We start from the raw sequence: 20,397 nt of genomic DNA, 5'->3' as shown, positions 1-20,397 counted from the left end.
CCAAAATTAAATACTTCCGTATGATGTATAGAGGTGTTAGGGATAAGAAGTTTTTTCTTTTTAGATTAACTAGACTTTTTGCCTAGTCCCCAACTTTTGTCACTGATCCGGAATATCTTTGACAGGTATTAGTGACTTTAAAGCAACTCTAATCTGTGTAGATAAACAAAAAAGCACAGAAAGTAAAGAGCACATTGTAAAAATGACCTTAGAGTTGGATGAAGAAGGACAGAAAGAAATGTTGAATTTATTATTTAAACGTTTAAATCTTGTTCTATTTGATGCTGGTGAGAAGCATTATTCAACTTTAGAATGTGATGAAGAAATTGCATTTAACGAATATCATGTATATGACTACTATGATGTAAACTAAATCTTTTAGTCTATTAAAAACTTAATAAACCTCTAGTTGTAAGACTAGAGGTTTTTTTATTAATATTGTTTTGAGATAATTAATTGTCAGTTATAGTGAGGTATTTAATAGTATTAGTATTTTTTTCGTTGTCAATGTCTGTTGTTGCACAGGTTGATTCTACTTATGTAAGAGATCATATAAAGTCTTATGGTGTTAAGTTTGCTTTTGGTAAGGATGTATTAGCGTTAGACTATACTTTAGAAGATAAAAAAAGCACACAGACTTTTGAGTCTAATAAACCTGTGAGTATAGGGGTAGGTTTTTTATGGGGTAGTTCTTCTTTTAGTTTTAGTCATGGTTTTTCTTTTATGAGAGAAAAAGAAAAAGGGAAAACAAAAGCAACAGATTTTCAATATCATCATTATGGAGATAAATTTCTGATTGATTTATATTACAAACGAAATAAAGGATTTTATCGTTATACAGGAGATCATAAAGATGATACCCCAACAGAGGATGATATATTTCCAGATTTTAAAATTCATATGTATGGAGCCTTGTTTCAATACGTATGGAATAATGAAAAGTATTCTTTAGGTGCTGCTTACGACTTTAATAAAGTACAAGTAAAATCTGCAGGTTCTTTATTATTAGGAGGAGGGGTGTTTTATTCATCACTACGGAATATTCCGGTTTTTTCTGAAGAGTTGCAAGATTATGATAAACGTACATATCATTTTGGTCCTAATATAGGGTATGGGTATAACTGGGTACCGTATAAAAAAGTATTGGTAGCAGGCGCATTTACATTTGGTGTGAATGGAGCAATAGAAGAAAACTTATTAACGAATAAAAGAATTTTTACAGTTAATCCTTCTGTAGTAGGGCGTTTTTCTCTTGGTTATATTGGGAAAGAATGGATAATTAGTGCATCTGCTATAGCGAATGGTTTATTTCTAAATATGAAAAAGGATTATCAAACAGGACTATTGACAAGTACATTTAATCTTACTGTTATCAAACGATTTGATTTAAAGAGAGAAATCAGCTTTCTAAAAAAGGATTACAATTGGAAAGAAGCCATATTTGGAAGTAAAAGTAATGATGTGAACAATACCATAAATGAAGAATAACATCAATACACTTCTGAAATAAAAACTTTTTGCTTAGAGTTTAGATATTATGAAGAAAGTAGAGTTGTGGTTTAATATGTTTTTTATATCTTGAATCTCTAACTTTAGATGAGTAAATATGGAATTTAATAGTAATGATTTTAGGTTTTACCACCCATTAGAAATAAGATGGAGTGATATGGACGCCTTAGGACATGTTAATAATGTAATCTATATAGACTACTTCCAAATCGGTAGAGGGTATTATATGAATCAGGCAAGTAAAACGTGGGACTGGTTTAAGCACATGTTTGTTATCGCTAATATTTCTTGTAATTATATTAAAGAGATTAAGTTAGATGTAAGACACCCGAGAATTGGTGTAAGAATATCAAAAATGGGAGTTAAGAGTTTTGAGATTGAATACGCTATTGTTAGTGAAGGGGAGAATAGAGATCTAATCTTGCATGCGATAGGTACGAGTACACAGGTGATGATCGATATTAAAGAGAAAAAAACAATAGAGATTCCGACTTGGCTAAGAGAGGAAGTTTCTGTTTATGAACCAAGTTTATAAATATTTAGAAAAGATAATATAGGAGCTATTTTTAATAGTATTTGATAACGGTAGTTTTTAAAATAGGTGGTAATAAACAGAGAGGAACTATCCATTGAATAGTTCCTCTCTGTTTATTAGATATTATAATAGTCTAGCTTATTTTACACTTAGTAGAAAACCTTTTGATTCCTTGAAGGCTATATAATATTAATAACGTTCATTTTTCCATAAAGCAATATCTGCTAATATACGTTGAGTATCGGCATTTACTTCTTTTAAATGATTAGAAGTATATAATGTATATCGGGCTTTGTCTAACTGTAACCTTACTTCATAATCACTAATAATTTTTACAGTAATTTGTTTAGTCTTATCTGTGAATTCCTGAAATCTAGTGTTTTCTTTATTTTCTCTTAGTGTTAAATATACAGGCTCTGTCTTTTCATTTAGTTTAGCATCTTGTTGATATACTAAAGTAGCTTCACCGTTCTCATAGGTGAAAAAGTAATTTTTAAACATAAAGGTTTTAGCGGAATAGACTACTGTTTTTTCATTCTTTAGTTTATAGGGTGAAGATACTATTGTTTCTGTGGTGTGACAACTTGTACAAATTATCGCTAAAGAGAAAGAGATAAGAAGAGAATAAATTGTTTTCATAGTATTTTATCGTTGTTGGTTATAGCCAAAATAGAGTAAATATTTAATAAAACAAAATAAATATTATGTGATGTTTGTTTTTCGATAGTTATTTTTAAGTTTATGGTTGATTTAAGGGTTTAAAGTTGAATAAATAGTAAAACCAGAAGTAGTGGTGTAAGGTGATATATGTCATTCTTCTTCTTCTTTATACTAAGTAACTTGATATCATAAATCAAAGTAGTATTAAATATGAAAAAGCATCTAGTTTTATTGACTGTATTATTGGCATTTGTCAGTTGTAAAAAGGAACAAACAAGTAGTTCAGATCATAAAGAAGAAAACAAATCAGAATTATTAACTAAAGCCTCAACTTATTTTCAACCTATTTCTTCTGTAGAGAATACAAATTTAGATCCAGAGAAAGTAGCCTTAGGAAAATATTTGTATTTTGATACGAATCTTTCTAAAGATGGAAATATCAGCTGTAATTCATGCCATAACTTAAATACCTATGGGGTAGATAATTTAGCCTTTTCTCCTGGAGATGATGGGTCTTTAGGGGGGCGTAATTCACCTACTGTTTTTCATGCAGCTTTGCATAATATGCAATTTTGGGATGGAAGAGCAAAAGATGTTGAAGAGCAGGCTGGAGGGCCTATTCTAAATCCAGTAGAGCACAATATTAAAAATGAAAAAGAATTAGAAGATAGGTTGCGTAAAATCGATATGTATAAGGAGAAGTTTGCAGCTGTGTATAAATCGGATAAAGAACCTATCACATTTAAAAATATTACTAATGCCATTGGTGCATTTGAACGTACATTAATGCCAGAGAGTAGATTTGATAAGTTCTTAGATGGAGATGTAGCTGCATTAACAGCACAAGAGCAAAAAGGATTAGAAACATTTATTTCTGTGGGATGTATTACTTGTCATAATGGAGTAGCGTTAGGAGGGCAGATGTTCCAAAAATTCGGAGTGTACGGTGATTATTGGCAAGAAACTAAATCAGCTAAGATAGATAATGGGCTAGCTGATTTAAGTAAAAAAGATACAGAGAAATATTTATTTAAAGTACCTGGATTGAGAAATATAGAGCATACAGGACCTTATTTTCACGATGGTTCTGTGAAGGATTTGAAAGAGGCTGTGCGTATTATGGCTAGTTTACAAACTAATGTAAAATTAAGTCAAGAGCAAATAGATGATATTACAGTGTTCTTAGGAAGTTTGTCTAGTGATATAGATGATGAGGTGAAGAAATCACCTTTTGAGTCATAGATTTGGTTAGATATGTTATTTTAAATGTTTTATTTAAAGGCTATTCTGTTTAAGAATAGCCTTTATTATTTGTGATAATTGTTATATATTCATGAAGATAATAAAAAGTAAATATGTCGATATTAGTTATTAATGTTAAAAAAGTTAGTATTGGTTTTTAATATGCTAAAGTTTACATTTATTATATTTGTAATTAAATAAAAATAGAATAATGGAGTTGAAATTACATAGACCAATTTGTTTCTTTGATTTAGAGACAACAGGTATAGACGTAGCAAGAGACAGAGTTGTAGAAATATCGATATTAAAAGTGTTTCCAAATGGAAATAAAGAAAGCAAGACTTGGTTAGTAAATCCAGAAAGAGCTATACCTGCGCAGTCTACAGCTATACATGGTATTACTGATGAGAAGGTAGCGAATGAGCCAACGTTTAAAGAATTAGCTCCGCTAGTGTACAATATGATTAAAGATTCTGACTTAGCTGGGTTTAATTCAGATCGTTTTGATATCCCACTATTAGCAGAAGAATTATTGAGAGCAGGAGTGGATTTTGAAATGGGAAATAGAGTGTCAGTAGATATCCAGACAATCTTCCATAAAAAGGAAGAGCGTACATTAAGTGCTGCTTATCGTTTTTATTGTAATGAGAATTTAGATAATGCACACTCAGCAACGGCAGATACAAATGCGACTTATGAGATATTAAAAGCACAATTAGATAGATATGAGGACTTAGAGAATGATATGAAGTCGTTGTCTGAGTTTACTACTCGTAAGAAAAGTGTTGACTTCGCTGGGTTTATTGCATTAAATGAAGAAGGTAAAGAAATATTTACTTTTGGAAAGCACAAAGGAGCATTAGTAGACGATGTTTTGGAGAATGAGCCTGGGTACTATGGTTGGATTCAGAATGCAGATTTTCCATTGTATACTAAGAAAGTATTGACTGGTCTGAAATTGAGAAAATTAAATAATAAGTTGTAATTACATCTTTATGAAGATAGTTTGTATAGGAAGAAATTATGTAGAGCATATTGAAGAGCTAAACAATGAAAGACCTTCAGAGCCTGTATTATTTATTAAACCTGATTCTGCTTTATTAGGTAGAGAGTGTCCATTTGCTATTCCTGAGTTTTCTGATGATATTCATTATGAAGTAGAAGTAGTGGTGAAAATTACTAAAGTAGGTAAGCATATTGAACCTAAGTTTGCTCATAAATATTATGATGAGGTTACTGTAGGAATTGATTTTACTGCTAGAGATATGCAGAGTAAATTAAAAGAAAAAGGATTGCCTTGGGAGAAGGCAAAAGCTTTTGATGGATCTGCTATGTTAGGAGAGTTTATTGATAAGCAAGAATTAGAAAACCTTTATGATACTACATTCTCATTAATACAAAACGGCAATACAGTTCAGGAGGCTAGTACTGCACAGATGATTTGGAACATAGATGAGACTATAGCAGAAGTGTCTAAATATTTTACTCTGAAGAAAGGAGATTTAATCTTCACAGGTACTCCAAAAGGAGTAGGGAAAGTAAATGAAGGAGATGTGCTAGAAGGAACTCTAGCAGGTAAAAAGTTATTCCGTTTAAATGTAAAATAAGCGTATGGCACTTCATTATGATTTAGGACCTATATTACAGACTTATAACGATGACCAAGCGTTAGTGAAAGCTGGCTTAATCGTTTTTGTTGAAGAATCTAAAGATTTGGTCAAAAAAATAAAGCTTGGAATCAATGATAAGAACTATGGCAATGTAGCAGAAAGTATGAATATATTGATGCCTTCATTAGAGTTTTTAGGAATGGAACAGGCTATCGAAGAGGCTTCTCTAATAGAAGAATGGACTAAAGAAAAAGGAAAGACTAAAGCTGTAAAGGAGACTTTTAAAATCTTTAAAGAGAGAGTAAAGAAAGCTCGTAAAGAGATACAGAAAGACTTTAGCTTATAGAAAATAGTATGAAAGCAAGTATAATCACTATAGGAGATGAGATTCTCATCGGTCAGATTGTAGATACTAATTCTGTGTATTTAGCAAAGGAACTTGATTTGTTAGGATTCGAAGTATCAGAAATTATAACTATTTCTGATAAAAAAGAATCAATAGAGAAGGCTATGTCTTCTCAAATGGGACAGGTGGATTTAGTTATAATGACAGGAGGATTAGGACCGACTAAGGATGATGTGACTAAAAAAGTGTTTTGTGACTTTTTTGAGGATCATCTAGTCATAGATGAGCAAGTTTTAGCTCATGTGACGACACTTATAGAGAATTACTTTAAAAGGCCTATTTCAGAGGTTAATAAACAGCAAGCTTTAGTGCCTTCTACTTCTACTGTTTTATTTAATACTGTAGGGACTGCTCCAGGTATGTTAATGCAAAAAAACAACACTACTTTTGTTTCTTTTCCAGGAGTTCCTCTTGAAATGAAAACAATATTTAGTGAGCAATTAGTTCCTTATATTAAAGATCACTTTAAGGGGGTATTTAATATCCATAAAACGATAATTACTTATGGTATTGGAGAAAGTTTGTTAGCAGAATATCTTGAAGATTGGGAGAATAATTTACCGTCAGATATAAAATTAGCTTATTTACCAAGCCCTGGTAAAGTAAGATTACGTCTGTCAAGTAGAGGTTCTAATCAAGATTTCTTGTCTCAAAGCATTGAGATGCAAATTGATAGAATGCCTGAGTCTGTGAAAGCATATATTCGAGCTTATGAGGATATTGACTTTCCTGAAATTATTATAAAAGAGTTGCAAATTAGAAATAAAACTATTTCTTTTGCAGAAAGTTGTACAGGTGGACGGTTAGCTGTTATGTTTAATGCTAAACCAGGCTCTTCTGCTTACTTTAAAGGAGGAATGGTATGTTATGCAACCGAGAGTAAAGTAAATATACTAGGAGTTAATCAAGATACAATAAATAAATATACAGTAGTTAGTGAAGAAGTAGCTATGGAAATGGCTGAGCAAGCACGATTAAAATTTAATAGTGACTATGCAATTGCTACTACTGGAAATGCTGGACCATCTAAGGGAGATTCTGATGTCGAGGTAGGAACTGTATGTATAGGAATCGCAACGCCTATAGGAGTGTTTACAAAAAAATATGAATTAGGCCAACCAAGAGAAAAGGTTATAAACAGTGCTATAGCAAAGGGTTTAGAATTGATATATAATGAAATATTAAAAAAATAACCTAAAAGAATTTGTAAGATAATTTTCTTTTTCGTTACTTTGCACCCTGATTTTGAATATTGAAATAAAAGATAAGAAATAATGTCAAGAGTTTGTGAAATTACTGGTAAAAGAGCAATGGTTGGAAACAACGTTTCTCACGCGATGAATAAAACTAAGAGAAAGTTTTCTGTGAACTTAGTTAAAAAACGTTTCTACATTGCTGAAGAAGACAGATGGGTAACATTGAAATTATCAACGTCTGCATTAAAAACAATTAACAAAAAAGGTATTACTGCTGTATTGAAAGATGCAAAAGCAAAAGGATTAGTAAAATAATTCATACCATTAAAAAATAGAATACGATGGCAAAGAAAGGGAACAGAATTCAAGTAATCTTAGAATGTACTGAACACAAAGCATCTGGTTTACCAGGAACTTCAAGATACATCACGACTAAGAATAAGAAAAACACACCTGATAGATTAGAGATTAAGAAATTTAATCCTATCATGAAGAAAGTAACAGTTCACAAAGAAATTAAATAATTATTAGTCATGGCAAAGAAAACCGTAGCGACTTTAAGAACATCTTCTAAAAAGTTGACGAAAGCAATTAAAATGGTTAAATCTCCTAAAACTGGAGCTTACACATTCGTTGAAGCTGTTATGGCTCCTGACTTTGTGGATGATTTCTTAAACAAGAAGTAATTTTACCATTATAAAGATCTAGAAAAGCTGTCTATTATAGGCAGCTTTTTTTGTGTATATATTTATGATACCAAGTTTTATTTGAAAGCACCTTTTATGGATGCTTTTTTCATTTATAATAAAAAGAACAAAAGTTGTTTATTTTTTTATCCTGTGATTTGGGTAAATTGATTCACTTTTTATTCTTTATATTTGCAGTAGTTAATAAAAGTAATATGAGTTTTTTTAAGAAGTTATTTTCTTCGGAAAAGAAGGAAACTTTAGATAAAGGTTTAGAAAAGTCTAAATCTTCTTTTTTCTCAAAACTGACTAAAGCAGTTGCTGGTAAGTCAAAAGTAGATGATGATGTACTTGATAATCTAGAAGAAATACTTGTGTCATCTGATGTAGGTGTTAATACTACATTGAAAATTATTGAGCGTATTGAAGAGCGTGTTTCGAGAGATAAATATGTTGGAACAGATGAGTTAAATCAGATTCTTAGAGATGAGATAGCAGGATTGTTATCAGAGACTCAATCTGGTGAAGCAACAGAGTTTGAAATTCCAAAAGATAAAAAGCCTTATGTATTGATGGTAGTAGGAGTAAATGGTGCTGGAAAGACAACAACGATAGGAAAGTTAGCTTATCAATTTAAGAAAGCAGGATTGAATGTTGTATTAGGTGCTGCAGATACATTTAGAGCAGCTGCTATTGATCAATTACAAGTGTGGGCAGATAGAGTAGGTGTGCCAATTGTAAGACAACAAATGGGAAGTGATCCAGCTTCTGTTGCTTTTGATACTTTGCAGTCTGCAGTAACTCAGAACGCTGATGTTGTAATTATAGATACAGCCGGTCGTTTACATAATAAAGTAAACTTAATGAATGAGCTTACTAAAGTTAAACGTGTTATGCAGAAAGTTATTCCAGATGCTCCTCATGATGTGATGTTGGTATTAGATGGTTCTACAGGACAAAATGCCTTTGAACAAGCTAAGCAATTCACAGCAGCAACAGAAGTAAACTGTTTGGCTGTAACTAAATTAGATGGAACTGCTAAAGGTGGTGTAGTTATTGGTATATCTGATCAATTCCAAATACCTGTTAAGTATATAGGTGTAGGAGAAGGAATCGAAGATTTGCAAGTGTTTAATAAATTTGAATTTGTTGATTCATTTTTTAAATAGAAGTAATAGTTATGAGTAGATTATATAAAGTGTTTTTCATAGGTATACTTTTTTTAGTAGCAAGCTGTGGGAAAGAATTTACACCTGAGGACTTAAAGGTAATTAATGGTTATTGGGAAATAGAGAAAGCAAAATTGCCAGATGGTGAGGTGAAAGATTATACCATTAATTCTTCTATTGATTTCTTTGAGATAAATGATAAAGGAGTTGGTTTTCGTCAGAAAGTAATGCCACAGGTGAATGGTGAGTATTTAACGAATGAGGTGCAAGAAAACCTAACTATAGTTAATGAGGCAGGTAAGACTTGGTTAATGTATAAGACTGAGTTTGCTGAATGGAAGGAAGAGTTAGTAGAATTGGATGAGGATGAGTTTGTTGTAAAAAACGAAAATGATATTATCTACTATTATAAAAAGGCGGTACCTTTTACTTTAAAATAATTTAGGCATTGAAGAAGTATGATGTAAATAAACGATTACGAGAAGAGAGTAGTATTCAGGATCTTTTAAAGATTTTTATAAAGGAGAATAACTTAGATAAAGGAATTGATAATCTTGATGTTCGTGCCGCTTGGAAGAATCTATTAGGACCAGGAATAGCTAATTATACATTAGATATACTTTTAAAACGTGATGTACTTTATGTAGCTTTGTCTTCTCCTATTGTACGCGAAGAATTAACTTATGGAAAGAGTAAGATAATTAGAATGATAAATGAGGAGCTAGGGAGAGAGGTAATAAAAGAAATAATTTTTAGATAAGTTATAATGTATAATTATCTATATAGGAAGCAATATTAGTCTATTAGATTAATATTGCTTTTTTATTTTACATATAAAGGACTTTATTGTCTTTTATATGTAGAATTGTTTTATATTTGTACTATTAAAATAAATGATATGTTTTCTAAAGCTTGTGAATACGCTATTCGTTCAGTTGTTTTTATCTCAGTATCTTCACTGAAAGGGGAGCGTGTAGGCTTTAAAGAAATAGCAAAAGAGATAGATGCTCCAGAAGCTTTTACAGCTAAGATACTTCAAAAGCTATCTAAGAGTGGAGTGATTGAATCGGTTAAGGGAGTAGGAGGAGGATTTGAAATTCCGATAGCAAGCTTAGACAATATTAAGCTATGTGAGGTGGTGAATGTGATCGATGGTGATTCTATCTACAAGGGATGTGGATTAGGGTTAGCTCAGTGTTCTGAGACGCACCCATGTCCTGTTCACTTTAAATTTAAAGCAATCCGAGAAGGGTTGAGAAATATGTTAGAAACTACTACTTTGCGAGAGTTAGCCAATGGTACCAAGTCTGGTGATACTTTCTTGAAGTTGTAATTATACGTGGGGAGTAACTTCCCTTTTTTTACAAAACAATAAAGGATAAAAAAGTCTTCTATTTAAAAGTATGAAAAATAGACAAAGAAAGTTATGGATAGCATTTACGATAGTAATGTTATTCTCATTTGGGGTACTCGGTTATTTCGGTATTGAAATTTATCAAGAAGCACCACCAGTACCCATCGAAGTTAGAACAACTAATGGTGAAATTGTATTAACTGCTAGTGATATAAAAGACGGTCAGAATGTCTGGCAGAGTATAGGAGGCCAAGAAGTTGGCTCTGTATGGGGACATGGAGCTTATGTTGCTCCTGATTGGACTGCTGATTTTCTGCATAGAGAAGCATTGTATTTATTGGAGTATTATGCTCAAGAGAAGTATAATAAGTCTTATGAAAATAGTTCATTAGAAGAACAGGCTTATTTAAAAGCACATTTACAAGCTAATATTAGAGCTAATACTTATGACAAAGCAACTGGTGTTTTGACGATTACAGAGGAACGAAATAAAGCTCGTTTACATCTTCAGGAGTATTATACTAAGTTATTTACAGATGACCCTGAATTTACGCAACTGCGTAAAGATTATGCAATACCTAATAATGCGCTAACTGATCCAACAAGATTGAAACAAATGAATGCTTTCTTCTTTTGGGCTACATGGGCTACTGTAACTAATAGACCAGATAATGATGTTAGTTATACACATAACTGGCCTGCGGAAGAGTTAGTAGGTAACGTAGCTACTACACCTCTTATCGCTTGGTCTGGAGTGAGTGTTATCTTATTGATTTTTGCAGTAGGGGTATTAGTTTATTATCACGTAGCCTCTAAGCAAGAGGAAGAAGACATGGTGCCAGTGGAAGATCCTGTATCAAACGGAACTGTAACTAAGAGTATGACTATCTTGAAGAAATATTTCTGGGTAGTATGTTTATTGATGCTATTACAAGTAGGATTAGGAATTGTAACAGCTCATTATGGAGTAGAAGGACAAGGTTTATATGGTATTCCATTAGATCAAATTCTACCTTATTCAGTAACGCGTACATGGCATACCCAATTGGCTATTTTTTGGATAGCTACTGCTTGGTTAGGAACAGGATTATATATTGCACCTGCAGTAGGAGGCAAGGATCCTAAGTTTCAAGTATTCGGAGTGAACTTCCTATTTATAGCCTTATTGATTATTGTGTTGGGGTCTATGATTGGTCAGTGGTTTGGTATTATGCAAAAACTAAACTTAGTACAGAACTTCTGGTTCGGACATCAAGGATATGAATATGTAGACTTAGGTCGTTTCTGGCAGATCTTCTTATTTGTAGGCTTATTTGTATGGTTAGCTTTAATGATTAGACCGTTGTTACCTGTATTGAAAGAAAAAGGAAGCCATCGCAATTTGATTATACTTTTCTTAATCTCATGTGGTGCAATTGCTTTATTCTATGGAGCAGGGCTAATGTGGGGAAGACAAACTAACTTGGCAATAGCAGAATATTGGAGATGGTGGGTAGTGCATTTATGGGTAGAGGGCTTCTTTGAAGTGTTTGCAACTGTTGTTTTAGCGTTCTTATTCGTACGAATGGGGTTGATTAAAACCAAGACAGCTACTAATGGCGCATTGTTCTCTACTGTTGTATTTATGTCTGGAGGGATTATAGGTACATTCCATCATTTATATTTCTCTGGAACGCCAACAGCAGTAATGGCATTAGGAGCAACGTTCAGTGCTTTAGAAGTGGTGCCTTTGACTTTGATAGGTTATGAAGCTTATGAGAACTATAAAATATCTACACATAAAGGATGGTTACAGGATTATAAATGGCCTATATACTTTATGATAGCAGTGGCATTCTGGAACTTCTTAGGAGCAGGTGTATTTGGCTTTATTATTAATCCACCGATAGCACTGTATTATGTACAAGGACTTAATACAACACCTCTTCACGCACATACTGCTTTATTTGGAGTATATGGAATGTTGGGAATTGGACTTATGCTATTCGTATTAAGAAGTATATATAGAGATATTAAATGGAATGAGAAGTTATTGAAAATAGGCTTCTGGGGATTGAACTTAGGGTTATTATTAATGGCACTTTTAAGTTTATTACCTATCGGTATTTGGCAAGCGATTGAAAGTATTCAACACGGTATGTGGTATGCGCGTTCTAGCGAACTTATGCAGCTACCAGCTATGAATACGCTGAAATGGCTACGTACCATCGGTGACGTAATCTTTACAGTAGGTATTTTCGCTATCGTTTTATTCGTATTCAAATTAACATTAAAAAAAAGCAATCATGATAAATAGAACAGTAGGCTCATTTGTAGCAGAAGATTTTAGAACAGCAGCAATATTCAATAGATATGGAATTGATTTTTGTTGTAAAGGAGGACGTACTATTGAAGAGGTATGTGAAAAGAAATCAGTCAATAGAGAAGAGTTAATTGGAGAGTTAGAACGATTATTGACACAACAAGCAGAGAATAATATCGATTTTAGACATTGGCCTTTAGATTTGTTAGCTGATTATATTGAGAAGACACACCATCGATATGTAGAGGAGAAGATCCCAGTATTATTACAATTTTTAAATAAACTGAGTAGTGTACATGGAGATAGACACCCAGAGTTAATTGAAATAAATGAATTGTTTATTGGATGTGCAGCGGAGTTAAGCCAACACTTAAAAAAAGAAGAGCTTGTTCTATTTCCATTTATTCGTAAGATGGTGTCTTCAACTATCTCAGGACAACCTTTAGAAACACCTCATTTTGGTACAGTACAAAATCCAGTTGCCATGATGATGCATGAACATGATGGGGAAGGTGAACGTTTCCGAAAAATAGCAGAGTTGTCTAATAATTATACACCACCAGCAGATGGATGTAATACATATAAGGTTACTTACGCTATGCTAAAAGAGTTCGAAGATGACCTACATAAACACATTCACTTAGAAAATAATATTTTGTTTCCAAGTGCAATAGTATTAGAACAAAAATTCGAGTAATCTTTTTCAAATTTCATAGAAGTGCCTTACCTTTAAGTTTAAGGCACTTCTTGTATAACAGCTTATGAAACCAGTCTATTACATCATTCCTTTGGTCAACTTTCTTACAGCAGCCCTATTAGGATTTTTGCTAAGAAGTATGTTCGTCTACCCGATAGAAGGAGTGACATTTTTGTATATTTTACATACACACTCTCATATTGCTTTATTAGGATGGTTGTATTTATTGGTTTATGTATTGTTTGTTCAACAGTTTGGAAAAAAAACGCTTAAAGAAGAGAAGTTTTATGCCCGACTTTTTTGGATGACTCAATTAGCTGTGCTTGGAATGGCACTGACATTTCCTTTTATGGGATATGCCGTAGCCTCTATTGCTTTTTCTACTTTACACATTATTTGTTCTTATGTATTTGTCATTCATTTATGGAAGAACAACACTGCCTCAGAGACACAGCAAGGTACATTACTAAAAACCTCTTTGTTCTTTATGGCATTTTCTACCATAGGAGTTTGGTGCTTAGGACCAGCAGTAGGCATGATGGGGAAGGCTAGTGCATTCTATCAGATATGCATACAGTTCTTCTTACATTTTCAGTTTGACGGATGGTTCTTAACTGCCTTTTTAGCCTTATTGTTTGGCATTGTGTTTAAGGGATACTCTTTATCTAAGTTTAAACCTTTTTATTATACTTGGATAGTATCTGTAATACTCACTTATGCTTTACCTGTGAGTTGGTATGTAGAATTACCTATACTACATTACTTAAATGCTGTAGGCGTTTTATTGCAATTGTATTCAGTAGGATATTTAATAAAACCCTTTTTTAAAGTATTTAAGCAACGAAATAACAATGAAAATGTCTTTGTGTGGCTTTTATTAGTATTAGCAGGAATATGCCTTATAATGCGAATAGGTACACAGTTATTAGCTATATCAGAATCAATAGCTATTCAATTACAAGCTTTGCGCAGTTGGATCATTGGTTTTATCCATTTGAATATGTTAGGAGTCTTGAGTGGTTTTGGAATTTGGTTAATGGTTCAAGAAAAAAGAATAGTTGTAAATACTTGGTTAAAGACAGGAATACTATTCTTAGTAGTTGGTTTTGTATTGACAGAAATAATTTTGTTTATACAAGGATTACAAGGTTTTATCGGAGTTGTTTGGATAGCCAATACACCTGTGCTCTTATTTTGGGCATCTGTATTACTTCCCATCAGTATCTTGTTTTTATTATTCTCATACATTAAAATTGGAAAGTCATGAATGAATTACACCTTTTATTAATATTACACCTATTAGGGGCTACTATATGGGTAGGAGGACATATCTTATTAAGTGTAGTGATATTACCTCAAGTATGGAAAGAGAAGTCAGTAGAGAAGTTATTTAACTTTGAGAGTAGGTATGAGTGGTTTGGTATGCCAGCTTTATTTGTGATGTTGCTAACAGGTGTGCGTATGGCCTATATCTACAATGTAAAGTTAGCGAGTTGGTTTGCTTTTGAAACTCCAATAGAACGTGTTGTTTCTTTAAAATTAGCATGTCTATTCACTATCGCATTATTTGCACTAAGTGCTCAGTTTTACGTATTGCCTCGTCTAAAGACTGATATTAAGAAACTTCCTTTAATGACATTCCATATTTTATCTGTTACGGCTATTAGTATTGTGATGCTTATATTAGGTAGTTTTATTAGATATGGAGGGATATAAAGAGGAATGAATTTATAAGTGAAAGGTATTGTTGGGGTTATTTGCTTAACTATTAAAATACCTGTTAGTATTATTATATATAAAGCTATTGTTTGATTATACTTTTGAAGTGATCAAGTAATAGCTTTTTATTATTGGAACTATTTTATATTCTTAAATAAGTAACTAGAATTAAAGGCACTTTATATACAAAAAAATACTGCTCTACTTCTATTATGAAGCAGAGCAGTATATTATCAAACTAATAACTAACTTTCTTATTTAATTAAAGCGAGTTGTCGCTCTATTTCTTTTACAGTAGGGGCATAGTCTATACCAAGTCCCTCTTGTTGATAATCCAATTCTCCTTTGGTATTAAACACACTAATGATATTAGAGTGAGAGAAGTCTATTGGAGAGATCTTTTTGTAATTCACAGCAAGAGTAGCTGCAAATTCTCTTGTATCTTCTTCAGTAGAACGCAAGAATACCCATTGAGGAGCATCCATTTGATTCTCTTTAGCAAATGCTTTTAGACGTTCAGGAGTATCTACTTGTGGGTCAATGCTGACTAATACATATTTTACCTTATCTGCGTTTTTACCTTTTACTCTCTCCTCGATATTACGCATATCAGCTACTAATCGAGGACATGCAGCTTTACAAGAAGTATAAATCATGACCATGACTAGTACATTGCCCTGTAAGTCTTTTAGCTCAATATCTTTACCATCTTGTGTAGTCCAGGTAGAAGGTAGATTGTAAATAGACAAATCAGAAATCTCTTGTGCCTCTGCAGTCTGTTCTGTAGCTTGAGGTTGCTTTTCTGTAGCTTTAGTCTCTTTACAACTAGTTAGTAGTAAAGTAGAGCAGCTTAGTAATGCTATCAATGTCTTTTTCATAATGATGTTCTTTTTTTTTAAGGGTTTTGTGCACATCTAAAACCTAAGTTTTTTGTTGTAAAGTTAGCTCTAAGACTACCTCTAAAACCGTATCGCATAAAGGCAGCATAATCCATCAGGTCAGAAGCATTAATAGAAGCACTTCCACAGAATAAGTTCTCGTCGTTGCCCTTGTCTTTGCGGCTTTCTCCAGACAAGAAGATTGAATTATAGTCTGCTACCCACTCCCATATTAAGCCATGCATATCATATACACCCCAGTAATTTTTAAAGGTGCTCCCTACAGGATTGACATAAGTCTTAGGTGTCTCGTACCAAGCAAGGATATACTTATTGTATTCTTCTTTTTGGCGAGCATCCATATTCTTAGCATCAGCCATGGCTACATACTCCCATTCATCCATAGTAGGTAATCTTTTGTCTTCTAACTCACAGTATTTTTTAGCTGCGAACCAAGATACATTGGTCACAGGAGCATTAGGTTTTAAGTCGCCATAGTCTAAATCACTTTTCCAATGAGATAAATAACTTTTATTAGCAAATAACGCTTTGATCTGTGAGCGTTGGTAATTTGGGTTTTTCTTTAAGAACTCTACATACTGTTCATTGGTCACAGCGTATTGATCCATTTTGAAAGAAGCTACTTTTACATAGCCGTCTTCTGTACTACCGTAAAGTGGAACAAAAGTTCCACTTTTGATAGTGACCATCGGTGTCATTTTCTGAGCATATATTCCTGTTAAGGTTACTATGCTCAGAAGACACACAATGAAGTTTGATTTATCAAGAAAAAACATTTTATCTATTTTTTTGAACCATTTGAGGGCTCACTACAGTTTTATTATTTCCCCAACTATTGTACACATAAGTCAGTACGTCAGCAATCTCTTGGTCACTTAAGTTTTGACTTGTCATGATAGAGTTATATTTTACTTTGTTAACTGTAATCTCTCCTTGTAGTCCGTTTATAACTGTTTTTATCGCTCTATTCACATCTGCATTTAAGTAATCAGATTTTGCTAGAGGAGGGAATATTTTCTCTATACCTTGTCCTTCAGATTGGTGACAAGCAAAACATGTTCTAGTAAACACACTCTTACCATCAGCTATTTGTTGCGCAAGCGTTTTGTTTTCCACTACCTCTTTTTTAGCTGGTTCTTTAGGCATATTTTGTATAGTACCTCCTTCAGGTAAGTATATTCCTTCTTTTATTTTACCTGCAAATACTTTCTGGTTTTCGTCTCCTTCTACTTTCAGCATTCCCAGTGCTCCTTTATTAAAGGCTCTAAAGATAGAGTGGTCTACTAATACAAATGTACCAGGTGTATTTACTTTAAATTCTACTATCGCCGCACCTCCTGCTGGTATAAGTGTAGTCTGTACGTTTTCGTTGATTAGATCAGCACCTTCTACATGTACTCTATCGAAGATCTCTCCGATTACGTGGAAAGAACTCACTAAGTTAGGCCCACCATTACCTACGTATAATCTTACTGTTTCTCCTACTTTAGCAGTGATTGCATTTTCATTGACTAGTCCGTTTACATGCCCATTGAATACTACATAATCAGGTTGTTCTTTTAATGCTTTATTCATGTCGAATGGTTGTAGCCCTTTCTCTCCATAGTTCCCTTTTGTATAGAAGTCCCCTTGCATCACATAGTATTCTTTGTCTACAGGTGGTAGTCCACCTTCAGGCTCTACTAAGATCAGACCATACATCCCATTAGCGATATGCATCCCTACTGGAGCAGTAGCACAGTGGTATACATATAGACCAGGATGTAGTGTTTTAAAAGAGAACGTTACCTCGTGTCCAGGCGCTACTAATGATGATGCAGCTCCACCTCCAGGACCTGTCACAGCGTGAAGGTCAATATTGTGAGGAAGCTTATTATCTGGGTAATTTTTAAGTGTGAACTCTACTTCATCACCTACACGGGTACGGATAAAGCTACCAGGTACGGTACCACCGAAGGTCCAATACATGTATTTTACCCCATCTACCATTTCACCTTCTTGTTCTAAGATCTCTAGATTAACAATTAGTTTTGTTGCATCCCTTTTTCCTACAGGTTTAGGTACTAGGGGAGGTGCAGTTAGTTCAGCTTCAGCTTCTCCTTTGACTACTATTTGTTCAGCCATCTCTGGAGTCATCTTTGTAGGAGTCTTGTCCTTCTGTTGACAGCCTCCGATTGTTAGTAAACCTAGAGATAATAGTAGTACTCCAAGTTTGGTTTTTAGTGTTTGTACCTTTGTATTCATAACTGTGTTCTTTTGTTCATTTTTGTATATCAAAGATAGAAGACCTTATTGTCTTTTATTGTGATAAATATCAGTTTTTAAAAATTGAATGAACTTTTTTTACTCGTTATAAAATAATTATAAGATTGGAAGTGTTTTAGCTAAATAGCTGGATATTATAGAAGTGTATTGCTAATCTTGCGTGTGAAATAAAGGGTGATAAATAAAAATAATACTAATATTTTTAAAGTCACTTCGCGTACTGTGATTATTAGAAACGAAAATTTATACTTAATTATAGGGTATTATAGTTTGTGAAGATTAGATAGAGAAGTTTTGATCTATCTGTTTAAGGATAATCTCTGCTAATAGTTTTTTAGCACGCATGATCTTGACCTTGACATTGTTTAAAGGCTCATTTAAGGCTTCTGCGATTTCGTTATAAGACATTTCTTGGAAGAAGCGCATATCTATTACCTCTTGATAATGAGGTTTAAGTAAGTTGATATAACTTTTAAAGATCACTAGATTCTGTTCTTGTATCAGTTCATCTTCTTTGTTCATTGTATCATCTATGATATCGTGATACTGTTGATTCTCCTCGTCATTGATATCTAAGAAAGACATATTCTTGCGCTTTCTGATCATATCGATATGCACATTTTTAGCAATGCTGATCAGCCAAGTATTAAAGGCATAAGTAGGATCGTACTTACTGATATTGGTAAATGCCTTCGAAAAAGTTTCAATAGTAATATCTTCAGCATCCACTTCGTTTGCTGTTCTTTTAAGCATAAAGTTATATACTTCAGACCAATAATGGTTTAGCAAGAAGGTAAACGCTATCTGGTCTCCCTTTTGAGCTGCTAGGATATTTTCTTGAACTAAGTTTTTCAAATTTTTTTACGTGTAATAAAATGTACTATTGAGTAATACGTAGTGATAAAAATATGAATAATTTCTAAGAATGGCAGTGTCCAGGCCAAATCTTTATCATCAAATACTTTAAATAACTTATAGTTATAGATGTATATAATCAAATAACGGAATACAAATAACCCTAGTACAATCTCCCAGTTAAAAAGAAAACTGATCAGCGTAGTGAATAGCCCGAAGAATAGAAGGTGACATAGACTAAAGAATCTAATCTTAAATTGTGTAAAGATAGATGAGGTTCTGAGGAGTAAGTCGTACTTCTTTATATTACCTGTCCATGTACTAGTCTTGCTCTCCACTTGTAAGCATACGAAGCTGTCGCGGTCATGTGCAGTTGTTGTATTACTACTTGTTCCTATTTGATTGATGAAGGCATACTCATCTCCATAAGGAGTTTTCATATGGTCTATAAACCCGTTTACTTTAAAGAACAACTCTTTATTATATCCTTGGTTATAAGCATTTCCGTGAATAGGTCTGCCATACGACACCCATGAGAATAGGTTTATCGTCTTATACGTATTTTGGAAACGGATTAATTGATTGATAAAAGACCTTTTCTTTTTTTCGATTTTAGTATGTCCTAGTATTACTTTCTTAGTAGAAGAGAATCCTTTGCTTATCGCTAATAACCATTTATCTGATATAGGAGTGACAGCAGGTTCTGTAAAGATGAAGCGCTCATACTTAGCTACCTTCATCCCTAGAGTTAAAGCGTACTTCTTATTGCCCCAGAAGGCCTCGATATTTTCTACATTGACTAGTCTAGTGTTAGGGTAAGTCAAACAGAATTTTTCTAATATTTCTAAGCTTTCGTCATCAGACGCACTATAGACTAGTATTACTTCATACTCAGGATAGTCTTGTTGTATAAGAACAGAAAGGAAGTTTTCTAACTTCTCCTGTTGATCTTTTACATAAGCAATGACAGAGATAGGTTCTAGATCAGCGTATCGTTTAGTCGGAAGGCTACTAGACATAGCTAGTGGTCCATAGATGATAATATACTGTAATATTTCTATAACTATAACAGCAATGAAAATGTAAAATAAAAGTGTTAGCATAGTGAATATCTATTCCCGTAAGGTCTGCAAATGTACGATTAATCTGTTAAAAGAATATAGAAGCCTGTTTAAAAATAGTTTATATATTTTGATTACTCACCTTTTAGGTTACTACTGTATTATATTTTTTTAGATAGATATAATTATCTAAAAGAAATTCTGTATCGATTCACTCTAAAAAGGTGTATAT

25 protein-coding genes are annotated in these 20,397 nt (G+C 33.1%); 19 read left to right on the top strand and 6 right to left on the bottom strand.

Annotation, left to right across the window (positions count from 1 at the left end; all coding sequences use genetic code 11):
* Positions 1-118: 118 nt before the first annotated feature.
* The 3 genes from RT228_RS12585 to RT228_RS12575 all read left to right on the top strand — a co-directional run bounded on the left by RT228_RS12585 (position 119) and on the right by RT228_RS12575 (position 2,044).
* Positions 119-373 carry a hypothetical protein gene (locus RT228_RS12585; protein ID WP_006262014.1) on the top strand — a complete coding sequence of 85 codons (255 nt, stop codon included), beginning with the start codon at positions 119-121 and terminating at the stop codon, positions 371-373.
* Between the two features lie 95 nt (positions 374-468).
* Complete coding sequence (locus tag RT228_RS12580; RefSeq protein ID WP_006262013.1) at positions 469-1,488, top strand: DUF4421 family protein; 1,020 nt, start codon at positions 469-471, stop codon at positions 1,486-1,488.
* Between the two features lie 118 nt (positions 1,489-1,606).
* Complete coding sequence (locus tag RT228_RS12575) at positions 1,607-2,044, top strand: acyl-CoA thioesterase (protein WP_115283947.1); 438 nt, start codon at positions 1,607-1,609, stop codon at positions 2,042-2,044.
* A gap of 189 nt (positions 2,045-2,233) precedes the next feature.
* Here RT228_RS12575 and RT228_RS12570 read toward each other — a convergent pair whose 3' ends face one another.
* Entirely contained in the window at positions 2,234-2,683 is a 450-nt protein-coding gene (locus RT228_RS12570) for a hypothetical protein (RefSeq protein ID WP_006262012.1), read from the bottom strand.
* Positions 2,684-2,914: 231 nt separating this feature from the next.
* Here RT228_RS12570 and RT228_RS12565 point away from each other — a divergent pair, with 231 nt between their 5' ends.
* The 16 genes from RT228_RS12565 to RT228_RS12490 all read left to right on the top strand — a co-directional run bounded on the left by RT228_RS12565 (position 2,915) and on the right by RT228_RS12490 (position 15,082).
* Entirely contained in the window at positions 2,915-3,946 is a 1,032-nt protein-coding gene (locus tag RT228_RS12565) for a cytochrome-c peroxidase (RefSeq protein WP_006260309.1), read from the top strand.
* A 211-nt stretch (positions 3,947-4,157) separates the two neighbouring features.
* Positions 4,158-4,931, top strand: coding sequence for a 3'-5' exonuclease (locus tag RT228_RS12560; protein ID WP_006260308.1), 774 nt, complete (start codon positions 4,158-4,160; stop codon positions 4,929-4,931).
* Between the two features lie 10 nt (positions 4,932-4,941).
* The gene (locus RT228_RS12555; protein ID WP_006260307.1) at positions 4,942-5,553 is read left to right on the top strand and encodes a fumarylacetoacetate hydrolase family protein; all 612 of its coding nucleotides are present in this window, start codon (positions 4,942-4,944) and stop codon (positions 5,551-5,553) included.
* A gap of 4 nt (positions 5,554-5,557) precedes the next feature.
* Positions 5,558-5,902 carry a hypothetical protein gene (locus RT228_RS12550; protein ID WP_006260306.1) on the top strand — a complete coding sequence of 115 codons (345 nt, stop codon included), beginning with the start codon at positions 5,558-5,560 and terminating at the stop codon, positions 5,900-5,902.
* Between the two features lie 8 nt (positions 5,903-5,910).
* On the top strand, positions 5,911-7,155 hold the full coding sequence (locus RT228_RS12545) for a CinA family nicotinamide mononucleotide deamidase-related protein (protein ID WP_006260305.1): 1,245 nt from the start codon (positions 5,911-5,913) through the stop codon (positions 7,153-7,155).
* Positions 7,156-7,236: 81 nt separating this feature from the next.
* Positions 7,237-7,473 (top strand): 50S ribosomal protein L28, encoded by a 237-nt coding sequence (gene rpmB / locus RT228_RS12540; RefSeq protein WP_006260304.1) that lies wholly within the window; start codon positions 7,237-7,239, stop codon positions 7,471-7,473.
* 26 nt (positions 7,474-7,499) lie between these two features.
* A complete protein-coding gene (gene rpmG / locus RT228_RS12535) occupies positions 7,500-7,682 on the top strand; it encodes a 50S ribosomal protein L33 (RefSeq protein WP_006260303.1) in 183 nt (60 codons plus the stop codon).
* A 9-nt stretch (positions 7,683-7,691) separates the two neighbouring features.
* A complete protein-coding gene (locus RT228_RS12530; RefSeq protein WP_006260302.1) occupies positions 7,692-7,844 on the top strand; it encodes a DUF4295 domain-containing protein in 153 nt (50 codons plus the stop codon).
* A 215-nt stretch (positions 7,845-8,059) separates the two neighbouring features.
* Positions 8,060-9,013, top strand: coding sequence for a signal recognition particle-docking protein FtsY (gene ftsY / locus RT228_RS12525; protein ID WP_025124486.1), 954 nt, complete (start codon positions 8,060-8,062; stop codon positions 9,011-9,013).
* An 11-nt stretch (positions 9,014-9,024) separates the two neighbouring features.
* A complete protein-coding gene (locus RT228_RS12520; protein WP_006260300.1) occupies positions 9,025-9,453 on the top strand; it encodes a hypothetical protein in 429 nt (142 codons plus the stop codon).
* A gap of 8 nt (positions 9,454-9,461) precedes the next feature.
* Positions 9,462-9,773, top strand: coding sequence for a DUF721 domain-containing protein (locus RT228_RS12515; RefSeq protein WP_006260299.1), 312 nt, complete (start codon positions 9,462-9,464; stop codon positions 9,771-9,773).
* Positions 9,774-9,911: 138 nt separating this feature from the next.
* Positions 9,912-10,346, top strand: a complete 435-nt coding sequence (locus RT228_RS12510) for an RrF2 family transcriptional regulator (protein WP_006262011.1) — start codon at positions 9,912-9,914, stop codon at positions 10,344-10,346.
* Between the two features lie 70 nt (positions 10,347-10,416).
* Entirely contained in the window at positions 10,417-12,663 is a 2,247-nt protein-coding gene (locus tag RT228_RS12505; protein ID WP_006262010.1) for a nitric-oxide reductase large subunit, read from the top strand.
* Complete coding sequence (gene ric / locus RT228_RS12500; protein WP_006262009.1) at positions 12,653-13,366, top strand: iron-sulfur cluster repair di-iron protein; 714 nt, start codon at positions 12,653-12,655, stop codon at positions 13,364-13,366. The genes RT228_RS12505 and ric overlap by 11 nt, the downstream gene beginning before the upstream one ends.
* A 64-nt stretch (positions 13,367-13,430) precedes the next feature.
* Positions 13,431-14,633 (top strand): hypothetical protein, encoded by a 1,203-nt coding sequence (locus tag RT228_RS12495; protein WP_006262008.1) that lies wholly within the window; start codon positions 13,431-13,433, stop codon positions 14,631-14,633.
* The gene (locus RT228_RS12490; protein ID WP_006262007.1) at positions 14,630-15,082 is read left to right on the top strand and encodes a CopD family protein; all 453 of its coding nucleotides are present in this window, start codon (positions 14,630-14,632) and stop codon (positions 15,080-15,082) included. Before RT228_RS12495 ends, RT228_RS12490 begins: the two co-directional genes overlap by 4 nt.
* Before the next feature lie 257 nt (positions 15,083-15,339).
* On the opposite strand, the gene RT228_RS12485 is transcribed toward RT228_RS12490, so the two are convergent.
* From RT228_RS12485 to RT228_RS12465, 5 genes are all read right to left on the bottom strand, one after another.
* Positions 15,340-15,963, bottom strand: coding sequence for an SCO family protein (locus RT228_RS12485; RefSeq protein WP_006262006.1), 624 nt, complete (start codon positions 15,961-15,963; stop codon positions 15,340-15,342).
* A 17-nt stretch (positions 15,964-15,980) separates the two neighbouring features.
* Positions 15,981-16,760 (bottom strand): formylglycine-generating enzyme family protein, encoded by a 780-nt coding sequence (locus RT228_RS12480; RefSeq protein ID WP_006262005.1) that lies wholly within the window; start codon positions 16,758-16,760, stop codon positions 15,981-15,983.
* Between the two features lies 1 nt (position 16,761).
* Positions 16,762-18,261: a copper-containing nitrite reductase gene (nirK, locus tag RT228_RS12475; RefSeq protein WP_313138692.1), complete on the bottom strand. Its 1,500-nt coding sequence runs from the start codon at positions 18,259-18,261 to the stop codon at positions 16,762-16,764.
* Positions 18,262-18,528: 267 nt separating this feature from the next.
* The gene (locus tag RT228_RS12470; protein WP_006262003.1) at positions 18,529-19,104 is read right to left on the bottom strand and encodes an RNA polymerase sigma factor; all 576 of its coding nucleotides are present in this window, start codon (positions 19,102-19,104) and stop codon (positions 18,529-18,531) included.
* The gene (locus RT228_RS12465) at positions 19,101-20,207 is read right to left on the bottom strand and encodes a glycosyltransferase family 2 protein (protein WP_006262002.1); all 1,107 of its coding nucleotides are present in this window, start codon (positions 20,205-20,207) and stop codon (positions 19,101-19,103) included. Before RT228_RS12465 ends, RT228_RS12470 begins: the two co-directional genes overlap by 4 nt.
* Positions 20,208-20,397: the final 190 nt, after the last annotated feature.

Origin of the sequence: Myroides sp., from assembly GCF_032073645.1 — a bacterium.
Taxonomy (GTDB): Bacteria; Bacteroidota; Bacteroidia; order Flavobacteriales; family Flavobacteriaceae; genus Flavobacterium; species Flavobacterium odoratimimum.
Note: the sequence above shows the minus strand (reverse complement) of the source record. Positions and strands in the feature narration are given on the sequence as shown.